Origin of the sequence: Mycobacterium seoulense (assembly GCF_010731595.1) — a bacterium.
Classification (GTDB): Bacteria; Actinomycetota; Actinomycetes; order Mycobacteriales; family Mycobacteriaceae; genus Mycobacterium; species Mycobacterium seoulense.
Genome location: NZ_AP022582.1, coordinates 4,183,644 through 4,210,239, shown reverse-complemented (window position 1 = coordinate 4,210,239; position 26,596 = coordinate 4,183,644). Strand labels below are relative to the sequence as shown.

Annotated in this window: 25 protein-coding genes and 1 pseudogene; 20 read left to right on the top strand and 6 right to left on the bottom strand. The window is 68.3% G+C overall.

What is annotated here, in order from left to right; all coding sequences use genetic code 11:
- The first annotated feature begins 105 nt into the window (after positions 1 to 105).
- Positions 106 to 825 (top strand): NUDIX hydrolase, encoded by a 720-nt coding sequence (locus G6N37_RS19500; protein ID WP_163682922.1) that lies wholly within the window; start codon positions 106 to 108, stop codon positions 823 to 825.
- 31 nt (positions 826 to 856) lie between these two features.
- On the opposite strand, the gene G6N37_RS19495 is transcribed toward G6N37_RS19500, so the two are convergent.
- On the bottom strand, positions 857 to 1,507 hold the full coding sequence (locus tag G6N37_RS19495) for a PadR family transcriptional regulator (RefSeq protein ID WP_163682921.1): 651 nt from the start codon (positions 1,505 to 1,507) through the stop codon (positions 857 to 859).
- Between the two features lie 121 nt (positions 1,508 to 1,628).
- Here G6N37_RS19495 and G6N37_RS19490 point away from each other — a divergent pair, with 121 nt between their 5' ends.
- Both G6N37_RS19490 and G6N37_RS19485 read left to right on the top strand, forming a co-directional pair.
- Positions 1,629 to 2,051, top strand: coding sequence for a nuclear transport factor 2 family protein (locus G6N37_RS19490; RefSeq protein ID WP_163682920.1), 423 nt, complete (start codon positions 1,629 to 1,631; stop codon positions 2,049 to 2,051).
- Positions 2,052 to 2,063: 12 nt separating this feature from the next.
- Positions 2,064 to 3,101, top strand: coding sequence for an LLM class F420-dependent oxidoreductase (locus G6N37_RS19485; RefSeq protein ID WP_163682918.1), 1,038 nt, complete (start codon positions 2,064 to 2,066; stop codon positions 3,099 to 3,101).
- A 27-nt stretch (positions 3,102 to 3,128) separates the two neighbouring features.
- Here G6N37_RS19485 and G6N37_RS19480 read toward each other — a convergent pair whose 3' ends face one another.
- On the bottom strand, positions 3,129 to 4,319 hold the full coding sequence (locus G6N37_RS19480; protein WP_276066693.1) for an MFS transporter: 1,191 nt from the start codon (positions 4,317 to 4,319) through the stop codon (positions 3,129 to 3,131).
- Positions 4,320 to 4,545: 226 nt separating this feature from the next.
- On the opposite strand from G6N37_RS19480, the gene G6N37_RS19475 reads away from it, so the two are divergent.
- Positions 4,546 to 4,827, top strand: a complete 282-nt coding sequence (locus G6N37_RS19475; RefSeq protein WP_163682917.1) for a hypothetical protein — start codon at positions 4,546 to 4,548, stop codon at positions 4,825 to 4,827.
- A 38-nt stretch (positions 4,828 to 4,865) separates the two neighbouring features.
- Here the strand turns inward: G6N37_RS19475 and G6N37_RS26680 are convergent.
- The 4 genes and pseudogenes from G6N37_RS26680 to G6N37_RS19460 form a co-directional block, all read right to left on the bottom strand.
- A pseudogene (locus G6N37_RS26680) lies at positions 4,866 to 5,061 on the bottom strand (cytochrome ubiquinol oxidase subunit I); the annotation flags it as partial.
- A 30-nt stretch (positions 5,062 to 5,091) separates the two neighbouring features.
- Entirely contained in the window at positions 5,092 to 6,309 is a 1,218-nt protein-coding gene (locus G6N37_RS19470; RefSeq protein ID WP_163682915.1) for a GNAT family N-acetyltransferase, read from the bottom strand.
- Between the two features lie 51 nt (positions 6,310 to 6,360).
- Positions 6,361 to 7,572, bottom strand: a complete 1,212-nt coding sequence (locus G6N37_RS19465; RefSeq protein ID WP_163682913.1) for an acyl-CoA dehydrogenase family protein — start codon at positions 7,570 to 7,572, stop codon at positions 6,361 to 6,363.
- 27 nt (positions 7,573 to 7,599) lie between these two features.
- On the bottom strand, positions 7,600 to 8,211 hold the full coding sequence (locus tag G6N37_RS19460; RefSeq protein WP_163682911.1) for a TetR/AcrR family transcriptional regulator: 612 nt from the start codon (positions 8,209 to 8,211) through the stop codon (positions 7,600 to 7,602).
- 236 nt (positions 8,212 to 8,447) lie between these two features.
- Here G6N37_RS19460 and G6N37_RS19455 point away from each other — a divergent pair, with 236 nt between their 5' ends.
- The 16 genes from G6N37_RS19455 to G6N37_RS19380 all read left to right on the top strand — a co-directional run bounded on the left by G6N37_RS19455 (position 8,448) and on the right by G6N37_RS19380 (position 26,277).
- Entirely contained in the window at positions 8,448 to 9,776 is a 1,329-nt protein-coding gene (locus G6N37_RS19455; RefSeq protein WP_163685259.1) for a sensor histidine kinase, read from the top strand.
- A gap of 336 nt (positions 9,777 to 10,112) precedes the next feature.
- Positions 10,113 to 10,418: a PE domain-containing protein gene (locus G6N37_RS19450; protein WP_163685257.1), complete on the top strand. Its 306-nt coding sequence runs from the start codon at positions 10,113 to 10,115 to the stop codon at positions 10,416 to 10,418.
- Positions 10,419 to 10,448: 30 nt separating this feature from the next.
- Positions 10,449 to 11,633, top strand: a complete 1,185-nt coding sequence (locus G6N37_RS19445) for a PPE family protein (RefSeq protein WP_163682910.1) — start codon at positions 10,449 to 10,451, stop codon at positions 11,631 to 11,633.
- A gap of 111 nt (positions 11,634 to 11,744) precedes the next feature.
- Complete coding sequence (locus G6N37_RS19440) at positions 11,745 to 12,068, top strand: WXG100 family type VII secretion target (protein WP_067271862.1); 324 nt, start codon at positions 11,745 to 11,747, stop codon at positions 12,066 to 12,068.
- 51 nt (positions 12,069 to 12,119) lie between these two features.
- On the top strand, positions 12,120 to 12,410 hold the full coding sequence (locus tag G6N37_RS19435; RefSeq protein ID WP_083171049.1) for a WXG100 family type VII secretion target: 291 nt from the start codon (positions 12,120 to 12,122) through the stop codon (positions 12,408 to 12,410).
- 140 nt (positions 12,411 to 12,550) lie between these two features.
- Positions 12,551 to 13,381 (top strand): ESX secretion-associated protein EspG, encoded by an 831-nt coding sequence (locus tag G6N37_RS19430; protein WP_163682907.1) that lies wholly within the window; start codon positions 12,551 to 12,553, stop codon positions 13,379 to 13,381.
- Positions 13,382 to 13,511: 130 nt separating this feature from the next.
- Positions 13,512 to 14,537, top strand: a complete 1,026-nt coding sequence (locus G6N37_RS19425; RefSeq protein WP_163682905.1) for a MinD/ParA family ATP-binding protein — start codon at positions 13,512 to 13,514, stop codon at positions 14,535 to 14,537.
- Positions 14,534 to 16,063 carry a type VII secretion integral membrane protein EccD gene (gene eccD, locus G6N37_RS19420; protein ID WP_163682903.1) on the top strand — a complete coding sequence of 510 codons (1,530 nt, stop codon included), beginning with the start codon at positions 14,534 to 14,536 and terminating at the stop codon, positions 16,061 to 16,063. Before G6N37_RS19425 ends, eccD begins: the two co-directional genes overlap by 4 nt.
- The gene (gene mycP / locus G6N37_RS19415; RefSeq protein ID WP_163682901.1) at positions 16,048 to 17,709 is read left to right on the top strand and encodes a type VII secretion-associated serine protease mycosin; all 1,662 of its coding nucleotides are present in this window, start codon (positions 16,048 to 16,050) and stop codon (positions 17,707 to 17,709) included. Before eccD ends, mycP (G6N37_RS19415) begins: the two co-directional genes overlap by 16 nt.
- Positions 17,706 to 19,265: a type VII secretion protein EccE gene (gene eccE, locus G6N37_RS19410; protein ID WP_163682899.1), complete on the top strand. Its 1,560-nt coding sequence runs from the start codon at positions 17,706 to 17,708 to the stop codon at positions 19,263 to 19,265. The genes mycP (G6N37_RS19415) and eccE (G6N37_RS19410) overlap by 4 nt, the downstream gene beginning before the upstream one ends.
- 50 nt (positions 19,266 to 19,315) lie before the next feature.
- On the top strand, positions 19,316 to 21,175 hold the full coding sequence (gene eccA, locus G6N37_RS19405) for a type VII secretion AAA-ATPase EccA (protein ID WP_163682897.1): 1,860 nt from the start codon (positions 19,316 to 19,318) through the stop codon (positions 21,173 to 21,175).
- 110 nt (positions 21,176 to 21,285) lie between these two features.
- Positions 21,286 to 22,629, top strand: a complete 1,344-nt coding sequence (gene mycP / locus G6N37_RS19400; RefSeq protein ID WP_163682895.1) for a type VII secretion-associated serine protease mycosin — start codon at positions 21,286 to 21,288, stop codon at positions 22,627 to 22,629.
- A gap of 4 nt (positions 22,630 to 22,633) precedes the next feature.
- Positions 22,634 to 24,037 (top strand): type VII secretion protein EccE, encoded by a 1,404-nt coding sequence (gene eccE / locus G6N37_RS19395; RefSeq protein WP_163682893.1) that lies wholly within the window; start codon positions 22,634 to 22,636, stop codon positions 24,035 to 24,037.
- 130 nt (positions 24,038 to 24,167) lie between these two features.
- The gene (locus G6N37_RS19390; protein ID WP_232075107.1) at positions 24,168 to 24,530 is read left to right on the top strand and encodes a YbaB/EbfC family nucleoid-associated protein; all 363 of its coding nucleotides are present in this window, start codon (positions 24,168 to 24,170) and stop codon (positions 24,528 to 24,530) included.
- 135 nt (positions 24,531 to 24,665) lie between these two features.
- Positions 24,666 to 25,700 (top strand): glycosyltransferase family 9 protein, encoded by a 1,035-nt coding sequence (locus G6N37_RS19385; protein ID WP_163682891.1) that lies wholly within the window; start codon positions 24,666 to 24,668, stop codon positions 25,698 to 25,700.
- Entirely contained in the window at positions 25,687 to 26,277 is a 591-nt protein-coding gene (locus tag G6N37_RS19380) for a DUF4254 domain-containing protein (protein ID WP_163682889.1), read from the top strand. Before G6N37_RS19385 ends, G6N37_RS19380 begins: the two co-directional genes overlap by 14 nt.
- The last annotated feature ends 319 nt before the right edge of the window (positions 26,278 to 26,596 follow it).

Below are 26,596 nucleotides of genomic sequence, written 5' to 3'. Positions count from 1 at the left end.
GACGCCGGGGCGCCCGGCGTTCACCCGGAGCATCCGGCGGGCCCGGGATCGCCCTTGCGGCAACAGTCCGCGGCGCGCCGGCCATGCCCGCATAGTCTCGAACGCGTGACCATCCCGTACGACGAGGCGCTCCGCGACCGGATCAAGGGCCACCTGGCGCGCCATTATCGTCGCGAGGTGACCGACCCGGAGAAGCGGCATGCGGCGGTCGCCGTCGTGCTGGTCGACTCGAGCCTGGGCGAGGACCGGGTGGATCCCGCGCCGGTGGCCGAGTGGATCGGCGATCGTCCGATGCCGGAGCCCGGTCTCGACGGCCGCATGGTCGGCGTATCCGGTGGTGCGGCTTTCCTGTTGTGCCGCAGGGCGTCTCGGCTCAACGCGCACGCGGCGCAGTGGGCGCTGCCCGGTGGCCGGCTCGACCCGGGCGAGACCGCCGTCGACGCGGCGCTCAGGGAACTGCACGAGGAGGTCGACATCGACCTGCCCGGCTCGACCGTGCTAGGCCTCCTGGACGACTACCCGACGCGGTCCGGCTACGTCATCACCCCGGTCGTGATCTGGGGCGGCGGACGTCTCGATCCGCACCCGGCGCCCGACGAGGTGGTGGCCGTGTACCGGGTGGGCCTGCACCAATTGCAGCGCGACGACTCGCCGCGATTTGTCACCATTCCGGAGAGCCCCCGCCCCGTCGTGCAGATCCCGCTGGGGAACGACCTGATTCACGCACCGACGGGTGCCGTGCTGCTGCAAGTGCGGTGGTGGTGTCTGGAGGGCCGCCACGATCCCGTCGATGAGCTGGAGCAACCGGTCTTCGCGTGGCGGTAGCCGTCGAAGAAACCTGGCAAGCGTGCGAAGTTCACCGACGACGGGAACGTTCCCGAGGTCGGTCAGGATGAGCTGCTCGGCCAGCGGCAGCCCGGCGACGCGGTGAGCTCGCGGCCGACTCAGCCGCCGCGGAGAGTCGGTGGTCGATGACCGCCAGTGCGCGCTCGGCCCATCGAATGTTCTCTTCCTCGAACATGATTCCGCGCAGCAGCGTCAGGTAGGGGCCGATTCGCTCGGCCTGGGCCAGGTATTCTTCCTCGTCGCGGCCGTTGAGCACTCGTGCCCGTAACCGTTCGTAGCGTTGCAGTTTCGCCGTGGCCCACCGCAGGCGTTCGCTGACGAATTCGCGCACGGCCGGGGTGTCGCCGGCGTCTGCGGCCTGGACCTTGACCAGGAGCTCGTCGCGGATCGCCAACGGCTTCGGCGGCTGACCGGTGAACTCCCGGATCGCGTCGCGGCCGGCGTCGGTCAGTGCAAACAGACGCTTGTTGGGCCGGCGTTCTTGGTGCACGAGGCGCGCCTGGATGAGACCTTGCTCGGCGAGCCGGTCGAGTTCGCGGTACAGCTGCTGCGGGGTGGCCATCCAGAAGTTCGCGACCGACGCGTCGAAGTCTTTGGCCAGGTCGTAGCCCGACGACTCCCCCTCGAGCAGGGCGGCCAATACCGCGTCACGCAGCGACACCGAAGAAGGCTACCTCGTGTTGAGTAATCAACAAAGTGATTAATCGCACCCTGGACACGTTGGGGTGGACGGCATAGCGTCAACGACACTTCTGAAACGAATCCACTAGGCGAGGTGTGGGATGCATCCGTTCCGCAAGGCGGTCGAAGAACGCGACGAGAGGGGCATGCAGGCGCTGCTTGCCGATGGCGTGGTGTTCACCAGCCCGGTGGCGTTCAAGCCCTATGTCGGCAAGCCGATAACGGCGGCGATCCTGCGCGGCGTGATGCGGATCTTCGAGGACTTTCGCTACGTGCGTGAGATCCACGACGGCAGCGGCGGCGACCACGCGCTGGTGTTCGAGACGGGGATCATCGGGGCGCCGGGAGTCAAGATCACCGGTTGCGACTTCCTGCACGTCAACAAGGACGGTCTCATCGACGACTTCATGGTCATGGTGCGGCCGCTATCGGGCGCGAAGGCACTGTCGGAGGCCATGGGTGCCCAGTTCGAGCGGATCCAGCAGGAGGCGCTCGAACTGGCCGACGAATTCACCACCGCGTAGGAGCAGGCGAACATGCGAATCGGACTGGCCATCAACTATGCCGGCGGCTTCAAGGACGTGGCCGCCGAAGTGGCCGACCTCGAGCGCGCCGGGCTCGACATCGTCTTCGTCCCCGAGGCGTACTCGTTCGACGCGGTGAGCGCGCTCGGTTACCTGGCCGCCAGCACCGATCGGGTCGGACTGGCCTCGGGGATCTTGCAGCTCTACACCAGAACGCCCACGCTGACCGCGATGACCGCAGCCGGTCTGGACTACGTCTCCGACGGTCGATTCACCCTCGGGCTTGGCGCATCCGGCCCGCAAGTCATCGAGGGTTTCCACGGTGTTCCCTACGACGCGCCGATCGCCCGGACTCGCGAAGTGATCGACATCTGCCGCCAGGTGTGGCGACGCGAGACCGTCATACACCAGGGCAGGTATTACACGATCCCGCTGCCCGCCGACCGGGGCACCGGGCTGGGAAAACCGCTGAAGCTCATCAACAAGCCTGTGCGGGAGCGGATCCCGATACTGGTCGCCGCGCTGGGACCCAAGAACGTCGAGCTCGCGGCCGAGATCGCCGAGGGCTGGCAGCCGATCTTCTACCTGCCCGAGAAGGCGCAGGACGTGTGGGGAGAGGCACTCACCACCGGCCGGGCCAAGCGGGACCCGAGTCTGGGCGAGCTCGACATCTACGCCGGCCCGGTGCTGGCCATCGGCGAAAACGTCGAATCACTGCGGGAATTCGTCAAACCGCACCTGGCCCTCTACATCGGCGGAATGGGCGCCAAGGGCAAGAACTTCTACCACGCGCTGGCCACCAAGTACGGTTATGGGCCGCAGGCCGACCGGATCCAGGAGCTCTACCTGGCCGGTGACAAGGACGGCGCAGCCAAGGTGGTGCCCGACGATCTGGTGCGCGACGTGAACCTGATCGGCAGCCGAGAGTTCGTCAAGGATCGGCTGGCCGCGTTTCGGGAAGCGGGGGTCACCACCCTCAACGTCGCACCCATCGCGTCCACACCCGCCGAACGGATCAAGCTGATCGAGACCCTGCGCGAAATGGTGTGAACGCCTGCGCGCCCGCTCCCGGCGCGATCAGCCCTGCCGGTGCGCGTCTGCGCGGAGTCGGACCGCCCGGCTCACGGCGGTCAGCAGCGCCAGCGCCGCCATCACCGCGAGGATGGCCGTCGACACCCCCGACCCGACCGTCGTCAAGATCAGCGGCAGACCGAAACCGACGTAGGTCACCACGTAAAACGCCCCAACGAGCGCACCGCGCAAGCGTTTCGGCGCCGCGGCCTCCAGGTCGATCAGGCCTTCGCGCAAACACAGGCCGGACGCGCACCCCAGCGCCAGGAACAGCGGCACCCCCAGCGCCAGCGGGATGGCCGGTGGGGCAAGCGCGGTGACCGCGTAGCCGAGCGCGGCCAGCACCGCACCGGCCGTGCCGGCCTGCGGCCCCCACCGGCGCGCGCGGGCGAGAACCTGGATCAGCCCGCTGACGCCATTGACCAGCAGCGTGGCCGTGCCGGCGGCCATCGGAGCCGTCAGCCCGGTGTGCACGCGGCCGGGTAGCGCGATGAATCCGAGTGTCGCCGAGGCGAACACCCACGGCGCCAGTGGCATGGCCCAACTCAACGCCCGCGCCGCGCCGTGCCCGGCGGTCGTCGGCGGCTCCCAGGCCCGGTCGCCTGCGGTCGCGGTGACCCCTTTGTGCCGCGCCGCGGCGACCACGACGCCCATCGCCGCCAAGCCGATGGCCGCCGCGACGCCGAACGACAACCGAACGCCGGCCGGTCCGACGCCGGCGATCACCGCTCCCGCGAACGGGCCGACCGCGAAACCGCCCATCAACACCGCGCCGGCGGTGGCCGCCCCCGCGGGGCCCTTCAGGTCGGAGGCCCACGCGGTGCAGGAACTCATCGCCAGCCCGACCCCGGCCCCGACGATGAGGCGTCCCAGCAGCAACACGTCGTACTGCTGTGAGCACAGCATCGCCGTCGTCCCCAGCACCGCGGTCGCCGAACCGGCCAGCGCCACGGACCGGCGCCCGAACGCATCCGATGCTCGCCCGCCGACGAGCAGACCCGGCAGCAGTCCCAGGGCGTAGATGCCGAAGATGGCGTCGAGCGTGGCCGGGCGCAGATGTTGCCGGGCGCTGAGCAAGGGCATCAGCGCGACGAAGTGGTTGGCGACCCAGCCGATGGACAGCAACAGCACCAGCACACTCGCGAACACGCCACGGGGCCCCACCGGAGCGGCACCGGTGTCCGTCGTGGCCGACAGCGACCGTGTTGCTGACCGGTTGGACACTGACGTTTCCTCCCCTGCGGGCTGGCGCGGCCGGGCCGACGAACCCTAAACGACGATGTGGACTCGGCAGTTATTCCCGTTCGCCCGCGGAATGCACACGGCGCAAACCGGGAAAGGCGCCGGGCAAATCAGCTGCCGGGGTTTCAAATCGCCCGATTTGGTGTACAGATACCACTACTCGACTCGAGGAAGGCAAATCATGAAGCAAATAGCGGCCGCCATGTTCGCGATCGCCGCGCTGTCGTTGTCCAGCGCGTGTTCGGCCTCGCAGGTCATCAACACCGGCGGCGACACCAAGTGCAAGGACTTCACTTCGCAGGACGAGAAGAAGCAGAACGACGAAGTCAGCAAGATGCTGAAGGACAAGAACGGCACCGACCCGGCCAACGCCGAGATCTCGGCCACCCGACTGTCGGCGTTGACGTACTGCCAGACGTTGGGCAAGCCGGATACCAAGATCTCCGAGGCGCCGCACGGCTGACGGCTACCGCCGGCTCTGTCACCGGCTGGGCAGTCCGATCATCGAAGTTCGCGCGGGGTGGCGACGCCTGGATCGGCCGCCACACCCGCGACGTGCCCGCGGCCGACGTGCGCCTCCGCTCCACCATGTGCGGGGTAGTGCAGCTCGAAAGCCGGTCGCTCCGAACGGATCCGGGGTAACTCGGTGAAGTTGTGCCCACGGGTCGTCCACCAAGACGGGTTCGCCGTAGCGCCAGACGATCACGCGACCCGCATGCCCGCGCGGCTAGAAGAAGAACCCGGCGTGCGGTGCGTCCGGCACCGCGAACAACCGATCGGCGACAGCAATCGCCGACGGGTCGTCGGCGCGGGCCAGTCCGGCGACCGCGAGGTCGCGCCACGTGGCGCCGCCGAGCAGGACGGCGCCCAGGCCCTCGACGTCCACATCGAGTTCCGCTCGCCGCCGGGTCGGTTCGGCACCGCTGCCGGTGACCAGGAAGCGCGCCGAATTGTCCGGCAGCAAGGCATCATTGACCGCGATGGTGACGGCGCCGTCGCCAGCGTAGCGGCGTGCCGCCAGCGCCCGCGCCGCGTCGATGACGCGCAACCACGTTTCGTCGTGTACCGCGGTGACCCGCGCGGCCCGCCGATCGGCCAGCAACCAGGGCAGCGGGTCGTCCATCGGCAACATCCAAAACACCACGCGGTCAATGAGATCCAGCCCCAACAGGAACCGCAGCAGCCCGAGATAGGCGTCCGGGGTCGGCGCGAAGAAGTCCTCCACCGCGATCGCGCGCTGGTCGCTGACGAACCACCTGTCGGTGTCCACGGGACGGTAGCGGGCAAAACCCGATTCGGACCCCGCCTCGCCGTGCACCGCGAAATACGAGGGCCCGGGTGAACTTTCGGTGCGCAGCCGCAGGCCTTCCCACCACACGTCCGGCCGGTCGATGGTTCCCGGACGTGACGGGCGATTCCCGGCATAGATGCGGGGCAGCAGCTCCCAGGCTCGCCCGGCGTCGATCAGCCGGACCGGACCGCCTGTCCCGACGCCGCGGCGCAGCGCCGCCCGCGCGGTGTGCACCTCCACCGTCTGCGAAGAACTGGCGACCCCGTACCCGTACCGGCCATAGATCGTCGCCTCCGACGCCCGCAACGATGCCACCGCTTCACCGCGGGAGGCGATGTCGCGCAATTGATGACGGATCAGGTCCGTGGCGACGCCCCGCCGGGTGAACGACGGCAGCACCCCGATGTGCGTGACGGCGGCGTGCCCCACCAACGCCCCGCCGGGCAGCGTCATCCGACTCGTCACGGCGTCCGCCGTGCCCACGAGTTGGCCGTCCTCGAACGCCCCGACGGTGCGGCCGGGCTCGAGCAACTTGGTGATCTGCCCCGGCGGCAGGTCCGGCAGCGGCGGAAAGCCGATCATGGCGACACGGAACACGTTGGCGGCGGCCAGCAGGTCGTCGTCACTGTCGAGGACCCGGATCTCGGTGCTCATCCGGCCATCATGTCGCGCGGCCGCCGCGCCGTGGACCGCGGGATGCGCCCGCTATCGAATCTGCAGGCCGGTCAACGCCCGCGAGATCACCAGGCGCTGGATCTCGCTGGTCCCCTCGAAGATCGTGAAGATCTTGGCGTCACGGTGCATGCGCTCGACGGGGTAGTCGCGGGTGTAGCCGTTGCCGCCCAGGATCTGGATCGCCTCGTCGGTGACGTAGACGGCCGTTTCGCTGGCCACCAGCTTGGCCATCGATCCCTCGGCCGCGTCGAAGGACTGGTTGTTGCGCGCCATCCAGCCGGCCCGCCACACCAACAGACGGGCGGCGTCGATCCGGCTCTTCATGTCCGCCAGCTTGAACGCCACCGCCTGGAATTCGCCGATCTTGCGGCCGAATTGCTCGCGCTGGCAGGCATATTCGAGGGCGTACTCGTAGGCGGCGCGGGCCACCCCGACCGCCATCGCGCCCACCGTGGGCCGGGTGCGCTCGAAGGTTTTCATCGCCGCCTGACTGCGCGCCGAGGCGCCCGACTTCACGCGGGCGATCCGCGCCTCGAACTTCTCCCGTCCGCCGAGGATGTGGTCCTCGGGCAGTCGCACGTTGTCCAGCACCACCTCGGCGGTGTGCGACGCGCGAATGCCGTGCTTCTTGAACTTCTGGCCCTGCGCCAACCCGCTGACGCCCGCGGGGACGACGAACGTGGCCTGGCCGCGCGTCCCGAGCTCGGGATACACCGATGCCACCACGATGTGGACGTTGGCAATGCCGCCGTTGGTCGCCCAGGTCTTGGTGCCGTTGAGCACCCACTCGCCGGTGGCCTCGTCGTAACGCGCGCGGGTACGGATCGCGCCGACGTCCGACCCGGCATCGGGCTCGGACGAGCAGAACGCGCCCAGCTTCGGCTCGTCGGCCGTGCCGAACATCTCGGGCAGCCAGCGGCCGAGCTGTTCGGGCGTCCCGTTGCCCGCCAGGGCCGCAGCGGCCAGGCCGGTGCCCATGATCGACAGCGCGATGCCCGCGTCTCCCCAGAACATCTCCTCGAACGCGGTCAGCATGCCCAGGCCCGTGGGCTCGGCCGCCTGCTGCGCGAAGAAGTCGGGGGAGTACAACCCCACCTTCGCGGCCTCCTGGATCACGGGCCACGGGGTCTCCTCCCGTTCGTCCCATTCGGATGCGGCGGGGCGGATGACGTCGGCGGCGAACTTGTGCACCCAGTCGCGCACCTCGACCACGTCGTCGGTCAGTTGCAGTGAGAAAGTCACGGTTCTACTCCTGAAAGGTTGCTGATTTCACTGGTTTTCGGGGTTTCCGTATTGGGCGAGGACGCTGACGGTCTGGCTGACCCACGCCTCGAAGTACCGCTCCTCGTCGACGTTGCCGGGCAGGCGTCCGGTCAGCGCCTGCAGCGTCGCGGCATAGGACAACGATCCGATCGCCACGGCGGCGGCCGCCTCCGGATCGGGGATGCGGGTGCGCCCGGCCCGATTCGACGCGGCCAGTTCGTCGGCGAACCGTTGGTAGGCGTTGTCGGTGATGACCTGCCACGTCTTCTCGTCGAGCCCACCGAGCTCGTCGGGCTCACGCAGCATCACCTTGAGCAGGTCCTCGCTTTCTTTGAGGTTGCTCCAGATCAGCTGGCCGGCGGTCCGCACCGCCTGTTCGACGCTGCCCGGCTGCCCGGCGTCGTACTGCTCGCGCGCCGCGACGATGCTGTCGATTCGGTAGGCGACTGCGGCCTCGAGCAGCTCGCGCTTGGAGCCGAAGTGCTTGTAGAGCGCGCCCGACCCCGGCGCCAGACCCGATGCCCGCTGAATGTCGGCCACCGACGTCGCCGCATAGCCCTTGTCGGCGAAGAGCTTGAGCGCCGCGGCCAGCAGCCGATCGCGTCCGGAAACGAGCATGGTGAGAGAGTACTCACTCACCCGCCGGACGCGCAAAATGCCGGCCATCGCCGCGGGGGCGGCGCGCTCGTTCACCGATTGGCGCTAGATTCTCTGCGAAACCCCGCGACGCCTGGACGGCGAATCGCTATCGGTGTGAGGGTTGTGGCCAGGTGGTCGACACCGTCGCGGGCCCGGTGCCGCGAACCGCACAAGAGGAGCGTGACAGTCGCGTGTTACCGCACGTACAGCTGCCGATGCGGGTGTTGTCGCTACGCACCATCGTCGTCGTCGCCGCGTTGTCGGTCATCACCCTGGTCGTGCTGCTGGGCACCTGGGTCTGGGTGGGCGTCACGAACGACCAATACAGCCAGCTCGACCGCCGGCTCGACTCGGTCAGCAGCCTGGGCGACATCAACTCCCTGCTCAACAACGTCCAGCACGCCAGCCCCGACCAGCCCATGCCGGACGGCAACCTGGTGCGCACCGCGCGCATCGGCGACCAGACGGTATCGGTGCCGAGCAATATCGTGCTGCCCAAGCTGCCCAACGGGTACGCGAACACCGCGATCAACGGGGTGCAGTACCGTGTGCGCACCTTCTCCGCGGGCCCGGCCTCGATCGCGCTCGCCGCGCCGCTGGCGGAAGCCCAGCACCGGATCAACGAGCTGCACCTGCGGGTGCTGTTGATCTGCGCCAGCGTCATCGGCGGCACCGTGGTCGTCGGCTGGGTGATCTCGTTGATCATGGTGAACCCGTTCCTGCTGCTGGCCCAGCAGGCCCGCGCCATCAACGCCCAATCCAGTCCCGACGAGGTCCAGGTGCGCGGGGTGCGCGAGGCCGTGGAGATCGCCGAGGCCGTCGAGGGCATGCTCGCGCGCATCGGTAACGAACAACAGCGCACGAAGGCAGCGCTCGAGTCGGCCCGCGACTTCGCCGCGGTCGCCTCCCACGAGCTGCGGACCCCGTTGACGGCCATGCGCACCAATTTGGAGGTGCTGTCCACCCTGGACCTGCCCCACGAGCAGCGCCAGGAGGTCATCGGCGACGTCATCCGCACCCAGAGCCGCATCGAGGCGACACTGACGGCGCTGGAACGGCTGGCGCAGGGTGAGCTCACCACCGTCGACGATTTCGTCCCGTTCGACATCACCGAACTGCTGGACCGCGCGGCGCACGACGCGCTGCGGATCTACCCCGAGGTGGAGGTGTCGCTGGTGCCTTCGCCGACGGTGCTGATGGTGGGGTTGCCCACCGGGCTGCGGCTGGTGATCGACAACGCCATCGCCAACGCCGTCAAGCACGGCAACGCCGGCAAGATCCAGCTCACCGTGAGCAGCTCCAGCGAGGGCGTCCAGATTACGGTCGACGACGACGGCACCGGCGTCCCCGAATCGGAACGCGCCACCGTTTTCGAGCGCTTCACCCGCGGGTCGACGGCATCGCGCTCGGGCTCCGGGCTGGGGCTGGCCCTCGTCGCCCAGCAGGCCGAATTGCACGGCGGCACAGCGGCATTGCAGACCAGCCCGCTCGGCGGCACCCGGCTGCTGCTCAATCTGGCCGGCGACGGTCGCGGCCCCGCGTAGCTTTCGGGCGCGATTACCGCGCGAGTAAAACGGGCGGCGACCCTCATTCGCCGCCACGTCGGCAACGATGGGCAGGGGGCGTCGGCAATTCCTGCGAACTATTGGCATCACCCATTGCGGCAGCGCTTTTCGACGGCGATCCCGTGGCCACTGTGTCTGCAGTGGCATGCGAGGTTGTTTGACAGATGACTCATAACGGGAATACCGCCGACCAGAAAAAACGCGTAATTTCCGGCCCGCGGGCCGGAAGGATCGAGTGAATACACGAACGGTCGGATCGCACTAGACTGATGCGCCAAGCCGTCTTTTATGACGCTGAGCAATCGGAGGGAAATCATGGTGCTGCAGGTGCAATCGGAGGCGGTGCTGGCGTCCTCGTCCGCGGAGGCGGCGATCAGCGCCGAGACTCAGGCGGCGGCTTCGGCGGCCGCCCCCGTTCTGCTGGGAGTGCTGCCGATGGGCGGCGACCCTGACTCGGCGATGTTCGCGGCGGCGCTGAACGCGTGCGGCGGAAGCTACCTGGGAGTGGTCTCCGAGCACGCCGCCCAGCGCGGGTTGTTCGCCGGCGCGCAGAGCCTCGCTTCGGGCACCTACGTCGTCACCGAGCTCATGCGCAGCCTGACGCTGGCAATCGGCGCGTAAGGCCGACGACCCAAAAAGGGGGAAGTACGCATGGCCGATCCGGGGTGGGCCGCGCGTACGCCTGAGGACAACGATTTGTTGCTCAAGGCGGGTGCCGGTGTCGTGACCCATCTGGCCAACCAGGCCGCCTGGACGGCGCTGGCGGCCACCCATCACGGCTCGAGCATCGCGTCGGCGATCAACACCGTGGCCACGTCGGCGAGCTGGGTTGGTACCGGATCCCTCGCCTCGGCGGCCAACGCCACCGCGCTGAACACGTCCCTGCACGGGCTCGCCGGGTGGGTGGACGTCAAGCCGGCGGTGGTCTCGACCGCGGTCTCGGCGTATCACATGGCGTACGGCTCGATGCGCCCGGCGCCCGAATGCATCGAGAACCGCACCGAATGCGCCACCGACTACGGCATCAACCCCTTGGTCCTGGGGGCGTTGACGCCGCGGATCACGTCGCTCGAGCTCGAGTACTTCGGGTCGATGTGGCCGAACAACTCCGCCGTCGGGGCCAGCTACGGGGCCATCCTCACCGCGTTGACCCAAAGCCTCACCATTCCGCCGCCGCTGGCGACCATGGGCGCATCGCCGGCGGCGCCGGCGGAGGCGGCCTCGGCGGTGGGCGAGTCGGCGGCCCAGGTGGGGGCCGGCGACGGGATGCGTTCGGCTTTTCAGGGGGTGCAGCAGGGGACATCGGGCGCCGGCCAGGCGGCGTCGGGCGGCCAGGACTTCATGAGTCAGGCCGGGTCGTTCATGGAGCCGATGCAATCGATGATGGGCGCGGTCCCGCAGGCGATGCAGGCTCCCATGCAGATGATGCAGGCGCCGATGCAGATGATGCAGCCGCTGCAATCGATGATGGGCATGTTCGCCGGTTCCGGCGCCATGGGCGGGGCGGCGCCGGGAGTTTCGGCGGTCTCGGCGACGGAGATGTCGGCCGTCGGCGCGTCGGGCGGCGGCGGGGCGGCATCCCTGGGCAATGCCGGTATGTCCGCGACCAGCTTTACCCGTCCGGTCAGCGCGTTCGAGCCCGTCGCCAGTGGCCGGCCGGTGGGGCTGCGCCCGGCCGGGGCGCTGGGTGCGGACGAGTTGCGCCCGCAGACCACGTCGACGGGGGGCGCCCCGACGGGCGGCATGCCCGTGGGGCATGGGGTCGGGGGCCAGCGCGGCTCCCGTGACAAAGCAGAGCAACCCGTGACGGTGCGGGTCGTCGACGAAAGGGTGTGAAGCCGACCCGGCTAAGGGTGAATCGACAGGTCCAAATAGCCCTCATACACTTCGCTTCATGCCCCAGGTAATTCCCCGGGGGAGGGCAGCAGTAGTTAGGAGAAACCGCAAGTGGACAGCTCAACAATCCAAGTATCGGCTCAGGTGCTGCGCGATGCTTCCAACCATATCCAGGCGAACATGGAGCACGCGATCGCAATCGCTCAGGGCTACATCGCGAATCACGAAAACGTGATGAACCCTTCGACCTGGTCGGGCGAGGCGGTGACCGCGTCCCACGCGACGGCCATCGAAATTCAGAACGATCTGAACAAGGTTCTGAACGGCGGAACCCGCCTGGCCGAGGGCCTCAAGCAGGCGGCGGCGCTGATGGAACACCACGAGGCGGATTCCACCCACGCATTCAGCGCGCTATTCGGCGGCCACGGCTCCTGACAACGCACTCGGTCGTAAATCCATAACCGGACTTTTGAAAGGAAATTCACCATGTCCAACCCGATCACCTATAACCCGGGTGCGGTGGCCGATTTCGCCTCCGACATCGCCTCCCGCGCCGGCCAGTTGCAAGGAATTTATGACGACACGTCGAACCGGACCAACCAGCTGACGGAATTCTTCGCCGGTCATGGCGCGAAGCAATTCTTCGAGGCGCAGGCGCAGATGCTGTCCGGGCTGCAGGGGCTGATCGACACCGTGAGCCAGCACGGGACGACGACTTCGCACGTGCTGGACAACGCGCTCGCAACCGACCAAAACATCGGCAACTTGTTCGGCTGAGATCAGCTAACCGCGACGAGCTCCGATCTGATCATCGGACCGTAGTGGGATGAGGGTGGGGCAGATGCGCGAGCGCATGTGCCCCCCTTCGCTGTCAGGTCCGCCGGTCGAGGAGCGCGCTGCATGGAGAGCGAAGTGACATGCTGACGACGACGGTCGATGGCCTGTGGGTGCTGCAGGCGGTGACCGGGGTGGAGCAGACCTGTCCCGAGCTGGGTTTGCGGCCGTTGCTCCCGCGGCTCGACACCGCCGAGCGGGCGCTGAGCCACCCGATCGCGTCCGACCTGAGGGCCGCCGGCGCCCTCGACGAGGCCGGCAATGTCGACCCGATGATCCGCGAATGGCTCACGGTGCTACTGCGGCGAGACTTGGCGCTGATGGTGATCATCGACGTGCCGGGGCGCGAACCGACCCGGGTGTCTATTTGCCGCTTCGCGAGCTGGTGGGTGGTGCTGGAGCGCCACGACGAGCTGATCCGCCTGTACCCCGCCGGGACCGCCACCGACGAGGGGGGAGCCAGCGACCTCGTGGTGGGACAAGTCGAGCGGTTGTGCGGCGTGGCGGAGGCCGCGCCCCTGCGGCCCGTCACCTTGGACACCGAAGAACTGCTCGCGTCGGTGCGTGACACCGCCAGCCTGCGGACCTTCCTGCTCGCCCAACGCCTCGACGCCGATCAGTTGCAGCTCGTGCTCGCGGCCGCCGACCCCGCGCGCTCGGCGCGGGCGTCCATCGTGGCGCTGCAGGCCGGTGTCGGGCCGGACGAACTGGCGCGCATGGCCGTCGGCGATTCGTCGGTGTCCATCGTCGACACCCCTTCCGGACGCGTGTGCATCGAGTGCGTCATCTCGGGGCAGCGGCGCTATCAGATCATCTCGCCCGGCTCCCGCAGCGACATCAGCGGCGCCGTGCAGCGGCTCATCCGCCGTTTGCCCGCCGGCGACGAATGGTACTCGTATCGGCGGGTGGTATGACCGGCGCGGGATTCGCCACTGACCCAAGATAAGTCGGTTCACCAATGCCGTGGAATAGCAACCCCTTACGCACTTGGAGGGGTTTCTTGATCGGTAAACGCGGTATCGTCAAGCGTGTTAGCATCGCGACGTGACCAGCCCTTGGAATGACCCGAATATGTCGGACGAAGGGGCGCTCAGACGGGGGGATCCGTCAGGGGGCCGCAACTTCCCGGATTCGGTATCCGACACCATGCGTATTACCGATCTGGCCGCACCGCGAAAGATTCCTCCCGGCTCGGGTTGGCGGAAATTCGTCTACCTCATCTCTTTTAAGAAAATAAACCCCGGTGAATCGCCCGGCGAGCGGCACTACCGGGACTTGCAGAACCGCATCCGGCGGCACATCCGGCGGCAGTACGTCATCACGGTGGTCTCCGGTAAGGGCGGTGTCGGGGTGTCGACGATGGTCGCGTGCATCGGTGGCGTTTTCCGAGAGTGCCGCCCGCAGAACGTGATTGCGATCGACGCCGTCCCGGGTTTCGGGACGCTGGCCGACCGCATCGACGAGTCCCCGCCGGGCGATTACACCGCCATCATCAACGACACCGACGTCCAGGGCTACGCGGACATTCGTGAACACTTGGGGCAGAACCCGATCGGCCTCGACGTGCTGGCCGGAAACCGCACCTCAGACCAGCCCCGGCCGCTGGTGCCGGCGATGTTCTCCGGGGTGCTGTCGCGGCTGCGGCGAACCCACACGGTGATGATCGTCGACACCTCTCCGGATTTGGAACACGAGGTGATGAAGCCGGTCCTGGAGAACACCGACACCCTGGTGTTCGTCTCCGGCATCACCGCGGACCGGTCCAGGCCGGTGCTGCGGGCCGTGGATTATCTGAGGTCGCAGGGCTACCACGAGCTGGTCTCGCGCAGCACCGTGATCATCAACCACACCGACCAGATCGCCGACAAGGATGCGCTGGCCTACCTGACCGAGCGGTTCAGCAAAGTCGGCGCGACCGTCGAAGAGATGCCGTTCGATCCGCACCTGGCTAAGGGCGGGCTCATCGACACGGTTCATGAATTAAAGAAAAAGACGCGGTTGCGGCTTTTTGAAATCACCGCCGGCCTGGCCGACAAATACATTCCGGATGCGGAGCGGACGGCGCCGTGACGTCAGCGCATAAGGTCGCCTTCCCGGCGCGCTGTGCGGTCAATATTTCCTACGAGAAGCATCTGTGCTCCCAAGTTTTCCCCGCCGGAATTCCGGTCGAGGGATTCTTCGAGGGAATGGTCGAGCTCTTCGACGCGGACCTGAAACGCAAAGGCTTTGAAGGCATCACGCTGCCGGCGGGCAGCTACGAACTGCACAAGATCAATGGGGTCCGGCTCGACATCAACAAGAGCCTGGACGAGCTGGGTGTGCAGGACGGCGACACCCTGGTGCTGGTCCCCCGGGTCGCGGGCGAGTCCTTCGAACCGCAGTACGAGTCGCTGTCGACCGGTCTGGCGGCCATGGGCAAATGGCTGGGGCGCGACGGCGGTGACCGGATGTTCGCCCCCGTGACGCCGCTGACGGCCGCGCACACCGCCGTCGCGGTCGTCGCGATGGCGGCAGCGGTGGTGGTGGCCCTCACCCTGCGGGCGCGCACGTTCACCGACAACCCCATCCCGGCCGCCGTGGCCGGCGCCGTCGGTGTCTTGCTGGTGATCGCGACCTCCGTGGTCTGGTGGGGCTGGCGGGAGCGGCGGGACCTGTTCAGCGGGTTCGGCTGGCTGGCCGTCGTGTTGCTCGCCGTCGCGGGCGCCTGCGCGCCGCCGGGCACCCTGGGCGCGGCCCACGGGTTGATCGGCCTGGTGATCGTGATCCTCGGTGCCATCGCCATCGGTGTGATGACCCGCAAGCGGTGGCAGACCGCGGTCGTCACGGCGGTGGTGACGGTGTGCGGGATCCTGGCCGCGGTTGCCCTCGTCCGGATGTTCCGGCCGGCCTCGGCGCAGGTGCTGTCCATCTGCGTGCTGGTCGGGTTGCTGATCCTGGTCCGGATGACCCCGCTGATCGCGCTGTGGGTGGCCCGGGTGCGGCCGCCGCATTTCGGATCCATCACCGGCCGCGACCTGTTCGCGCGCCGCGAGGGCATGCCCGTCGACACGGTCTCCCCGGTCAGCGAGGACGAATCCGAGGACGAGGACAACGAATTGACCGACATCACCGCCCGCGGCGCGGCGATCGCCGCCTCGGCGCGGCTGGTCAACGCCGTCCAGGTGGGGGTGTGCGTCGGGGTGTCGATCGTGCTGCCCGCCGCGGTATGGGGGGTGCTGGCGCCGGGACGCCCCTGGGCCTGGTTGGCGCTGGTGGTGGCCGGGCTGGTGGTGGGCATCTTCATCACCCAGGGCCGCGGATTCGCCGCCAAGTACCAGGCGGTCGCGCTCGTCTGCGGGGCCTCGGCGGCGGTATGCGCCGGAGTGGTCAAATATGCCGTCGCCGAGCCGAAAGACGTTATGAGCGGCCTGCTTTGGCCCGCGGCGGCCGTCGCCGCCTTCGCCGCATGCGGTCTGGCCGCAGCGCTCCTGGTGCCGACGGTGCGGTTCCGGCCCTTCATCCGGTTGACCGTGGAATGGGTAGAGGTGTTGGCGTTCATCGTCCTGCTGCCGGCGGCGGCGGCCCTGGGAGGGCTGTTCACGTGGATTCGCCACTAAAGCGGGTCGCGGCGCTGACCGCCGCCGTCACCCTGGTCGCGCTGTCCGCCAATATCCCCGCCGCACAAGCCATCACGCCCCCGCAGGTCGATCCGGGGTTGGTGCCCCCCGACGGGCCGCCCCGACCAGACCAGCCGATGCGCCGCGCCAACAGCTGCTCGACGCCCATCACGGTGCGGAACCCCGACGTCGCACAGCTGGCGCCGGGCTTCAACCTGCTCAACATCAGCAAGGCATGGCAGTACAGCACCGGCAACGGCGTACCGGTGGCGGTCATCGACACCGGCATCTCACCCAGCCCGCGGCTGCCGGCCGTGCCCGGCGGTGACTACATCATGGGTGAGGACGGCCTGTCGGACTGCGACGCGCACGGCACCATCGTGGGCTCGATCATCGCCGCCGCACCACTTGGCGTTCTGCCCATGCCGCGACCGATGCCGTCGACACCGGCGTTCCCTCCGCCGGCCGGACCGCCGCCGGCCATCGGCGCTCCGCCACCACCGGTCGAGGTACCGCCGCCGGTCGCGCCGCCGCCCCCGCCCCCGCCGGTGACGATCACCCAGGTGATTCCGCCACCGCCGCCACCACCGCCGCCGCCGCCGGAGGGCGGCGGGGCCACCGCCAGCTCGAACGGGCCACCCGACCCGCAGACCGAGGACGAACCGGCGGTCCCCCCGCTTCCGCCGGGAGCTCCCGACGGGGTGGTGGGGGTTGCCCCGAACGCGACCGTCATCTCAATTCGCCAGTCTTCCAGGGCTTTCGAGCCGGTCAACCCCGGACCGGGAGACCCCAATTCCGACGAGAAGGTCAAAGCCGGCACGCTCAACACGGTGGCGCGCGCGGTGGTCCACGCGGCCAACATGGGCGCGAAGGTGATCAACATCTCGGTCACCGCCTGCCTGCCGGCCGCGGCCCCGGCCGACCAGCGGGCGCTCGGCGCGGCGCTGTGGTACGCCGCCACCGTCAAGGACGCGGTCGTCGTGGCCGCGGCCGGAAACGACGGGGAAGCAGGCTGCAACAACAACCCGATGTACGACCCCCTGGATCCGTCGGATCCCCGGGACTGGCATCAGGTCAAGGTCGTCTCGTCGCCGTCGTGGTTTTCCGACTACGTCCTGTCCGTCGGTGCGGTCGATGCCACCGGCGCCGCGCTCGACAAGAGCATGTCGGGTCCGTGGGTGGGTGTCGCGGCGCCGGGCACCCACATCATGGGTCTCTCGCCCCAGGGAGGCGGACCGGTCAACGCCTACCCGCCGTCGCGGCCCGGCGAGAAGAACATGCCGTTCTGGGGCACCAGCTTCTCGGCCGCCTACGTCAGCGGAGTCGCGGCCCTGGTCCGGGCGAAGTTCCCCGACCTGAGCGCGCATCAGGTGATCAACAGGATCGTGCAGTCGGCACACAATCCACCTTCGGGAGTGGACAACAAGGTCGGGTACGGGCTGGTCGATCCCGTTGCGGCACTGACGTTCAACATTCCGCCGGGTGACCGGATGGCGCCGGGCGCGCAAACCCGGGTCATCAGGCCCGCCCCGCCACCCCCGCCGCCGGACCACCGGGCGCGCAACATCGCCATCGGGTTCGTCGGGGCGGTGGCCGCCGGCGTGCTCGTGGCCGCGATCGCGGCGCGGCTGAGGAGGGCGCGGTGAGGCCCACGCTGACCGGGTTCGGCCCCGGCAGCAATCGGCGGGTCCTCGGGGTGTGGGTGGTGTTCTTGCTCGCGGTGGCGAGCTGGGCGGTGGGCGGCTACATCGGCGCCGCGATCGCCGTGGTGGTCGGCGTCGCGCTGGTGTTCGTCCGGTGGTGGGGTCAGCCGGCATGGTCGTGGCTGGTGTTGTGGCGGCGCGGACGGCGCCCGATCACCTGGAACGCGCCAATCACCGTGGCCAACAACCGGTCCGGTGGCGGGGTGCGGGTACAGGACGGTGTCGCGGTGGTGGCGGTGCAGTTGCTCGGCAGGGCGCACCAAGCCACCACGGTGACCGGCTCGGTGACCGTCGAGACCGACAACGTCATCGACGTCGTCGAATTGGTGCCGATGATGCACCAGGCGCTGGGCCTCATGCTGGACTCGATCAGCGTCGTCTCACTCGGCTCGCGGCACGGCAACGTCGGGGACTACCCGCGGGTGTACGACTCGGAGATCGGCACCCCGCCGTATGCGGGCCGCCGCGAAACCTGGTTGATCATGCGGCTGTCGATCATCGACAACACGCAAGCGCTTCGATGGCGCACAACCGTTGGCGCCGCGGCCATTTCGGTGGCGCAACGCATCGCGGGTCTGCTGCGTTGCCAGGGGCTGCGGGCGAAGGTGGCCAACGCCACCGACCTGGCCGAACTCGACCGCCGGCTGGGGTGTGACGCGATCGAGGGCGAGACGCAGAGGTGGAAGGCCATCCGGGGTGAGGCGGGCTGGATGACGACCTACGCGTATCCCGCCGAGGCGATCACCTCGCGCGTGCTGTCCCAGGCGTGGACGCTGCGCGTCGACGAGGTCATCCAGAATGTGACCGTGTACCCGGACGCGACCTGCACCGCGACCATCACCGTGCGCACGCCGACGCCCGCTCCCACCCCGCCCAGCGTGATCTTGCGTCGGCTCAACGGAGAACAGGCGGCCGGCGCCGCGGCCAATATGTGCGGCCCGCGGCCCTACCTGCGCGCGCTGCGCCCCAGCCCGCTGCCCGAGCAGCTGCTCACCGAGATCGGCCCGTCGGGCGTGCTGATCGGCAAACTGAGCAACGGGGACCGGCTGCTGGTCCCCGTCACCGACGCCGGTGAGTTGTCCCGGGTTTTCGTGGCCGCCGACGATCCGATCGCCAAGCGCATCGTCATCCGCACCGCCGGAGCGGGCGAGCGCGTCTGCGTGCATACCCGCGACACGACGCGCTGGTCCACGGTGCGGATGCCGGAGATCAGCATCGTCAGCACGGTACGGCCCGCGCCGCGCACCACCGTCAGCGTCGTGGAGCACGTCGCCCCGATCTCACCCACGCCGCGACCCGCGACCGTGATCACCGTCGCGCCCTCGGGCACCAGGCTGCCCGAGGGGCATCGGCACAACTTCGAGGTGATCGTCGAGCAGGTTGGTCCCGCGATGGTGCGGGTCAGCGCGGCGGGCAAGGAGTGGCTCGCCGAGGTGGACATGTTCCGTGCCGAGAACCGCTACGTCAGTCTCGAGCCGGTCACCATGTCGGTCATGTAGGACCTCGAGGATTCAAAGGCACACTGTGATGAGCGGCCGCAACAGCCACCGTGCGAAGGATGGTGCACGCGATGGGTGACCTACAAACCGCCCGTAGGCATTTCGACCGGGCCATGGCCGTCAAGAGCAGGCAGGGCCGGGCGGCGGCCCTGCCCGAGTTCGTCGCGGCCACCGATGCCGACCCGTCGATGGCCGACGCGTGGCTGGGCCGCATCGCGTGCGGTGACAACGACCTGGCCTCGCTGAAGAAGCTCTACGCCGCCAGCGAATGGTTGCACCGCGAGACGACCCGCATCGGGCAGACCCTCGCCGCGGAGATCCAGCTGGGTCCCTACATCGGGATCACGGTGACCGATGCGTCCCAGGTGGGGCTGGCCTTGTCGTCGGCGCTGACCATAGCCGGGGAGTACGCCGAGGCCGACCGGCTGCTGGCCAATCGCGACCTGCTGGATTCGTGGGCCAACTATCAGTGGCACCAGCTGGCCCGGGCATTCCTGATGTTCGCCACGCAGCGCTGGCCGGACGTGCTGCTGGCGGCCGCCGACGAGCTGCCCCCGCAGGCCATCATCATGTCGGCCGTGACAGCGTCGATCTGCGCGCTGGCGGCCCACGCCGCGGCGCATCTCGGGCAGGGCCGGGTCGCGCTGGACTGGCTCGACCGCGTCGACGTGATCGGGCAAACCAATGCATCGGGCCGCTTCGACGCCGACGTGCTGACCGCTTCGATCGGCCCCGCCGACATCCCGTTGCTGGTCGCCGACCTGGCGTATGTGCGCGGGATGGTGCACCGCCAGCTGCGTGAGGAGGACAAGGCCCAGATCTGGCTGTCAAAGGCCACCATCAACGGCGTCCTCACCGAGGCCGCCAAGGAGGCGCTGGCCGACCCGAACCTGCAGTTGGTCGTGACCGACGAGGAAGCGATCGCCAGCCGCACCGATCGCTGGGACGCGTCGACGGCCAAGAGCCGCGCCGAGCTCAACGACGACGCCACGGCCGAGCGGCGCGCCGAGCTGCTCGCCGAGGGGCGCGCGCTGCTGGCCAAGCAGGTCGGGCTGGCGGCGGTCAAGCAGGCCGTGTCGGCGCTCGAAGACCAGCTCGAAGTGCGGATGATGCGCCTCGAGCACGGGCTGCCGGTGGAGGGACAGACCAACCACATGCTGCTGGTGGGCCCGCCCGGCACCGGTAAAACGACCACCGCCGAGGCGCTGGGCAAGATCTACGCCGGCATGGGCATCGTCCGCAATCCCGAAATCCGGGAGGTCCGCCGGTCGGACTTCTGCGGCCACTACATCGGTGAGTCGGGGCCCAAGACCAACGAGCTGATCGAAAAGTCGCTTGGCCAAATCATTTTCATGGACGAGTTCTATACCCTGATCGAGCGGCACCAGGATGGCACACCCGACATGATCGGCATGGAGGCCGTCAACCAACTCCTGGTCGCGCTCGAAACACACCGCTTCGACTTCTGTTTCATCGGCGCGGGTTATGAGGACCAGGTGGACCAATTCCTCACCGTGAACCCGGGTTTGGCGGGCCGGTTCAACCGCAAGCTGCGGTTCGAGTCGTATTCACCGGCCGAGATCGTCGAGATCGGGCACCGCTACGCGGCACCGCGCGCCAGCAAGCTCGACGACGCGGCGCGGGAGGCGTTCCTGGATGCGGCCACCACCATCCGCAATTACACGACGCCCGGCGGTCGGCACGGCATCGACGCCATGCAGAACGGCCGGTTCGCCCGCAACGTCATCGAACGTGCGGAGGGCTTCCGGGACACCCGGGTGGTCGCGCAAAAACGTGCGGGCCAGGCGGTCACGGTCGAGGACCTGCAAATCATCACCGCGCCCGACATCGAGGCGGCGGTGCGCAGCGTCTGTTCGGACAACCGTGACATGGCGGCCATCGTCTGGTAATCGCTGCGCGCCGAAAAAGCGTCCAGGACATGGCCCGGAAAGCTTAGGATGCTCGCAGGTCCGCGGCCGGTGGTTCAGCCGCCGCGGCTGAGCGAATGGAGTGTCCGGCCGTGCACCGTATCTTCTCGATCACGGTGGCGCTCCTGTTCATCTTGCTCATCGCGCCGCCGGCCTCGGCGGTCGCCCCGCCGACGATAGACCCGGGTGCCATGCCGCCCGATGCGACCGGACCCGACCAGCCCCTGGAACAACGCCGCGTGTGCCGGGCACCATTGACGTTGCCGGGCACCAACTTTCACGACCCGCCATGGGCGAACGCCTACCTCGGGGTCGGCCAGGCGCAGAAATTCGCCACCGGCGCCGGCGTGACGGTCGCCGTGATCGACACCGGAGTGGACCCTTCACCGCGGGTCCCCGCCGAGCCGGGCGGCGATTTCGTCGTCCCCGACGGCGATGGGCTCTCCGACTGCGATGCCCACGGCACGCTCACGGCTTCCATCATCGCCGGCCGGCCCTCGCTCACCGACGGGTTCGTCGGCGTCGCTCCCGACGCGCGGGTCATCTCGGTGCGCCAGACGTCGGAAGCCTTCGAGCCGAAGGACAACCAGGCCAACCAGAACGACCCCAACGCCTCACCGGCCGCCGGCTCGGTCCGCAGCCTGGCCCGGGCGGTGGTGCACGCGGCCAACCTGGGCGCAGGCGTGATCAACATCAGCGAAGCGGCCTGCTTCAAGGTGCACAAGCCGGTCGACGAATCCACCTTGGGCGCCGCCCTCAATTACGCCGTCAACGTCAAGGGTGCCGTCATCATTGTCGCGGCCGGCAACACCGGTGGCGATTGCTCGCAGAATCCGCCGCCCGACCCGTCGATGCCCACCGACCCGCGCGGCTGGGCGCAGGTACAGACCATCGTGACGCCGGCGTGGTACGCGCCGCTGGTGCTGGCCATCGGCGGCGTCAGTCAGAACGGAGCGCCGAGCCCGTTCTCCATGCACGGGCCCTGGGTGGGTGCGGCGGCGCCCGCGGAAGACATCGTCGCGCTCGGTGACAACGGTGAGCCGGTGGATGCGTTGCCGGGCAAGGACGGTCCGGTGCCCATCGCCGGCACATCCTTTGCCGCCGCCTACGTCTCCGGGGTGGCGGCGCTGCTCCGGCAGAAGTTTCCCGACCTGCCGCCGGCCCAGATCATCAACCGGATCACCGCCACCGCACGACACCCCGGCGGCGGCGTCGACGACGCGGTTGGTGCGGGCATCGTCGATGCCTACGCGGCGCTGACGTGGGACCTTCCGGCGAGTCCCGCGAACGCCCCGTCGGTGCAACGGATTCAGCCCCCCGTCCCGGTGCCCGGCCCCGATCATGGGCCGATCACCGCGGTGGCGCTGGGCATCATCGGTCTGACCCTGGCGTTGGGGCTGGCCGCACTGGCCGGACGAGCCCTGCGACGGCGGTGAGGCGATGAGATCACTACGGCTCCGGTTCAGCAGCGCGTACGCCCTGTGGGTGGCGGCGCTGGCACCGGTCTGCATCCTGCTGTTTCTGCGGACGCGCTACGTGTGGGCGGGACCCGCCGTGGTGGCGGTGGCGGTGCTGCTGGCACTGGTCACTTTCCGCGGTCGGCGCTTACTCGGCTGGTTGGCGGCGTTCTTCGCATGGTCGGTTCGCCGCCGCCGGCCCCTCGTTGCGCCGTCCGAGCCCGTCGTGGGCGCCACCGTGCAGCCCGGGGACCATGTGGCCGTGCGCTGGAAAGGCAAAGTTCTGGTCGCGGTCATCGAACTCATTCCCCGGCCGTTCACGCCGACGGTCATCGTCGAGGGCAAGGCACACACCGACGACGTGGTGGACACGCGGCTGCTGGAGCGGCTGTTGTCGGTGCACTGCCCCGACCTGGAGGCGGACGTCGTGTCGGCGGGCTACCGGGTTGGCAAGACCGCGGCGGCGGACGTTCTGGGCCTGTACGAGCAGCTGCTGGGGTCCGACCCGGCGCCGGCGCACCGCCGGACCTGGATCATGGTGCGCGCCGACCCCCGCCGGGCGCGCAAGTCGGCGGGGCGGCGCGACGCCGGAGTCGCCGGGGTGGTCCGGTATCTGGTGGCGTCCACGACGCGGATCGCCGACGACCTGGCCCGGCACGGCGTCGACGCGGTGTGTGGGCGCAGCTTCGACGACTTCGACCGGGCCACGGACGTGGGCTTCGAACGGGAGAACTGGTCGAGGATCAAGGGCCACAACAGCTTCACCACCGCCTACACCGCGCCCGGCGGCCCGGACGTGTGGTGGTCGGCTCCCGCCGACCACACCATCGTCAGAGTCCGGGTCGGGGCGGGAACGACACCCCAGTCCACGGTGCTGCTCACGACGCCGGACAAGCCGAAAAAGCTGCGCGGGTTCACCCGCGTTTCCGGCGGCCAGCGCGCCGCGTTGCAAGGACAGACCCTGGTCTCCGATCGCCACTACCAGCTGCCGATCGGGTCGGCGGGCGTGCTCGTCGGTGAGACGGCGAGCCACCACCCGGTCTATCTGCCGTTCGACGATGTCGACGCGAGCGTCGCCCTGGGCGACGCCCGGGTGTTCACCCAGTTCGTCCTGCGGGCCGCGGCCGCAGGCGGCACCGTCACGCTCGGCCCGCACTTCCGGCAGCTCGCCGAGCTGGTCGGCGCACAGGTCGGGCCGGAGGCGAAGGTGGCCTGGCCGAACGCGACCAGCTATCTAGGTCGCCACCCGGGAGTCGAACGGGTGGTGTTGCGGCACAACATGGTCAGCACCCCCCGGCACCGGCAATTGCCGATCCGGCCCGTCGCCGCGCCCGAGGAAGGCCGCTACGAACAGGCCCTGCCCGGGGCGGGCAGATCCGCCTCCTGAGGCGCCCGCCGGGCCGGCAACGTTCGACGCGCGCGATCGGCCGGCCGGCTTTAGACTCAAGCCCGGTTGTGGACCGAGGCCGTCGGCGGCCCACGCGACAAGACTCAACCGAGTTTAAGGACCTACCCTCATGAGCACTCTTCGCATGAGCCCGGACGCGCACCCCCAGGTCGCCCAGGCGCTCGAGCAGTTGCAGCAGTTCAGTTCGGCCCTCGAGTCCCAGATGCAGCGGACGCACACCCAATCCTTCACGGCCACAGACGAAGCCAAGACCGTCGAAGTGACCATCAACGGGCAACGGTGCATCGTCGGCCTGGATATCGAGGACGGCCTGCTGCGCCTGGGCGCCCACACGGTGCAACAGCGCATCAACGAGGCGCTGCACCAGGCCCAGGCCGGCGCCTCGGCGGCCCTGCAAGCGCAGCAGGCGCAGCTGTTCGCCTCCCTGACCGAGCTCGCCGGTTCGCTGCAGCACACCGTCGGCCTCATCTGAGGCAAACCGGATTCAGCGACGACGGCTTCGGTAGCGCCGGCTCAACTCTCACCGGGTCTCCACCGGGCCGAGCTCGATTAAGTGCTCATACCTCCCCACTTCGGCGTTTAAGCTTTGGCTGGAGGATGGTCGAACTTGAGCGAAATCACGGTTCAGCAGGGCGAACACTCGCCGAGGCTTGAGCGAAGCGCGCTCGACGATGTGCTGCGGGTAGATCGGCCCGCGGTCTATCTCGGCGGGAAAATCGGGGAGGCCATCGTCACGCTCCCGACGGTGCGAGCCCTGAGCGAGATGTTCACCGCCCCTTTGACATTGGTCTGCCCAAAGTTCATTTTTGACCTGTGCTTATGGGAGGTAAGTCCTCGCCTGATCGATATCACCGGATCGCCGGCCGCCGGCGTAGCTCCCCGCCGGATCCCGGACTATGGCGCCTTGGCCGCGGAGGTCGGCGGTGTGGACGTGTTCATCAACACCGTGCCATGGAACCTGATTTCGAACAGCTTCGTCCGCCCCCTTCGAGAAGCCCTGGCACCTAGGACGAGCATCGGCTTCAAGATCGACCACGATAGCTATGACATCGTGGCGCCGAAGGATGTCGACCATGCGGCCGATCTGATCTTCAATCTGGCGCGTCTGTTCGATCCTTCGGCGCGGATCGAGACTTACGCCCAACCGGTACCCGTCAGACCGATGGTGCGGGAGAAAGCGCGGTCAATCCGTGCCGCCGTGACCAAGGGCACAAGGGTATTGGTCGTGCACGCCGACACCGATTGGGCGGAAAAGCGTTGGCCGATCACCCGGTTCATCGATTTGCTGGACCGGTTCTTGTCGCGACGTCGCGACTTCGTCGCCTGGATCGTGGGGATGGGGCACGAGGAGCTCAACGTCGGGAATCAGCGCGATCGTGTCATCTCCTATCTCGGGTTACCCCTCGATCTGACCATGAGCCTGGTCGCCAACGCTGACCTCTTTGTCGGCGTCGATTCGAGCATGCTCCATGCCGCGGATTTGGCGCGCGTTCCCGGCGTCGGTCTTTTCGGCCCTACCCGGCCCTCGACATGGGGGTTCAGGTTCGCACCGCACCGGCACGTCGATGTGAAGACCATGGCCGACATCACCGTCGACGACGTGCTGCGCGCCCTAACCGATCTCGCCGATGAGCATGCCTGAAAGCTTGCGCGGCCCATCCCGCGATCCGGCAGCGAGCGATCTTCTCGCCGCTGCGCGTCAGTTCTCCGACCTGGCGCAGGCTTGGCACTGCCAAGAGCCCGAAATGTCATGGGAAAGCCGGACTATCGCGGCGATGGCACTGCATCTGCATGCGATCAACTTCGCCCTGTGGCATCACGAAGATGCCGTTCGCCGTCCCGGCGCCGGCGACCATGAGATCGCCGGCAGGAAACGGCTGATCGACGACCTCAACGACCAGCGCAACAAGGCCATCGAAGGCATCGACGTCGCCCTGCTTGATCGCTTCCAACCGAATCCACTCGCGAGACTGCACACGGAAACGCCCGGCACGATCATCGATCGGCTGTCCGTTCTCACGCTTCGGATCCTGCACACGGCGGACCCACCAAATCCGTGCCTGGCAGTGCTCGACGAGCAGTACGACGACCTGTTCGGCGGCCTCGAACAGCTGCTCACCGGCGTCGAAGTTGGCGACGTCAGATTCAAGCTGTACCGCCAATTCAAGGCGGCGGGTCAGCGAAGTTACTGCGCACTGTTTGAAACACGCGACGCCTGACGGCAACGCCCGTTCCGGCGGCGAGGGGACCGATCCGCCGCGTGACCGGCGCTAGATCCGGGCTGTATCAGAGAATGATGAACTTTCGAAATTAGCGCACACCGGCCGCTCGCGGGTGGCTTACGATAGCAGTCGTCAGCGGTCGATCCGCCGCCGCACCGCCCGCGTGGCCCGGCGAACGAAAGGGGTGCTCGGGAGTTGCACGAGACAATTTGCCGACCGCCTATTTCTGACGATTCGCCCGAGCCAAGGATTACCGCGACAGCAACGATGCGTATCAGAAGCGCCGTCACCAATGGCGCAATCGAGGCACTGACTC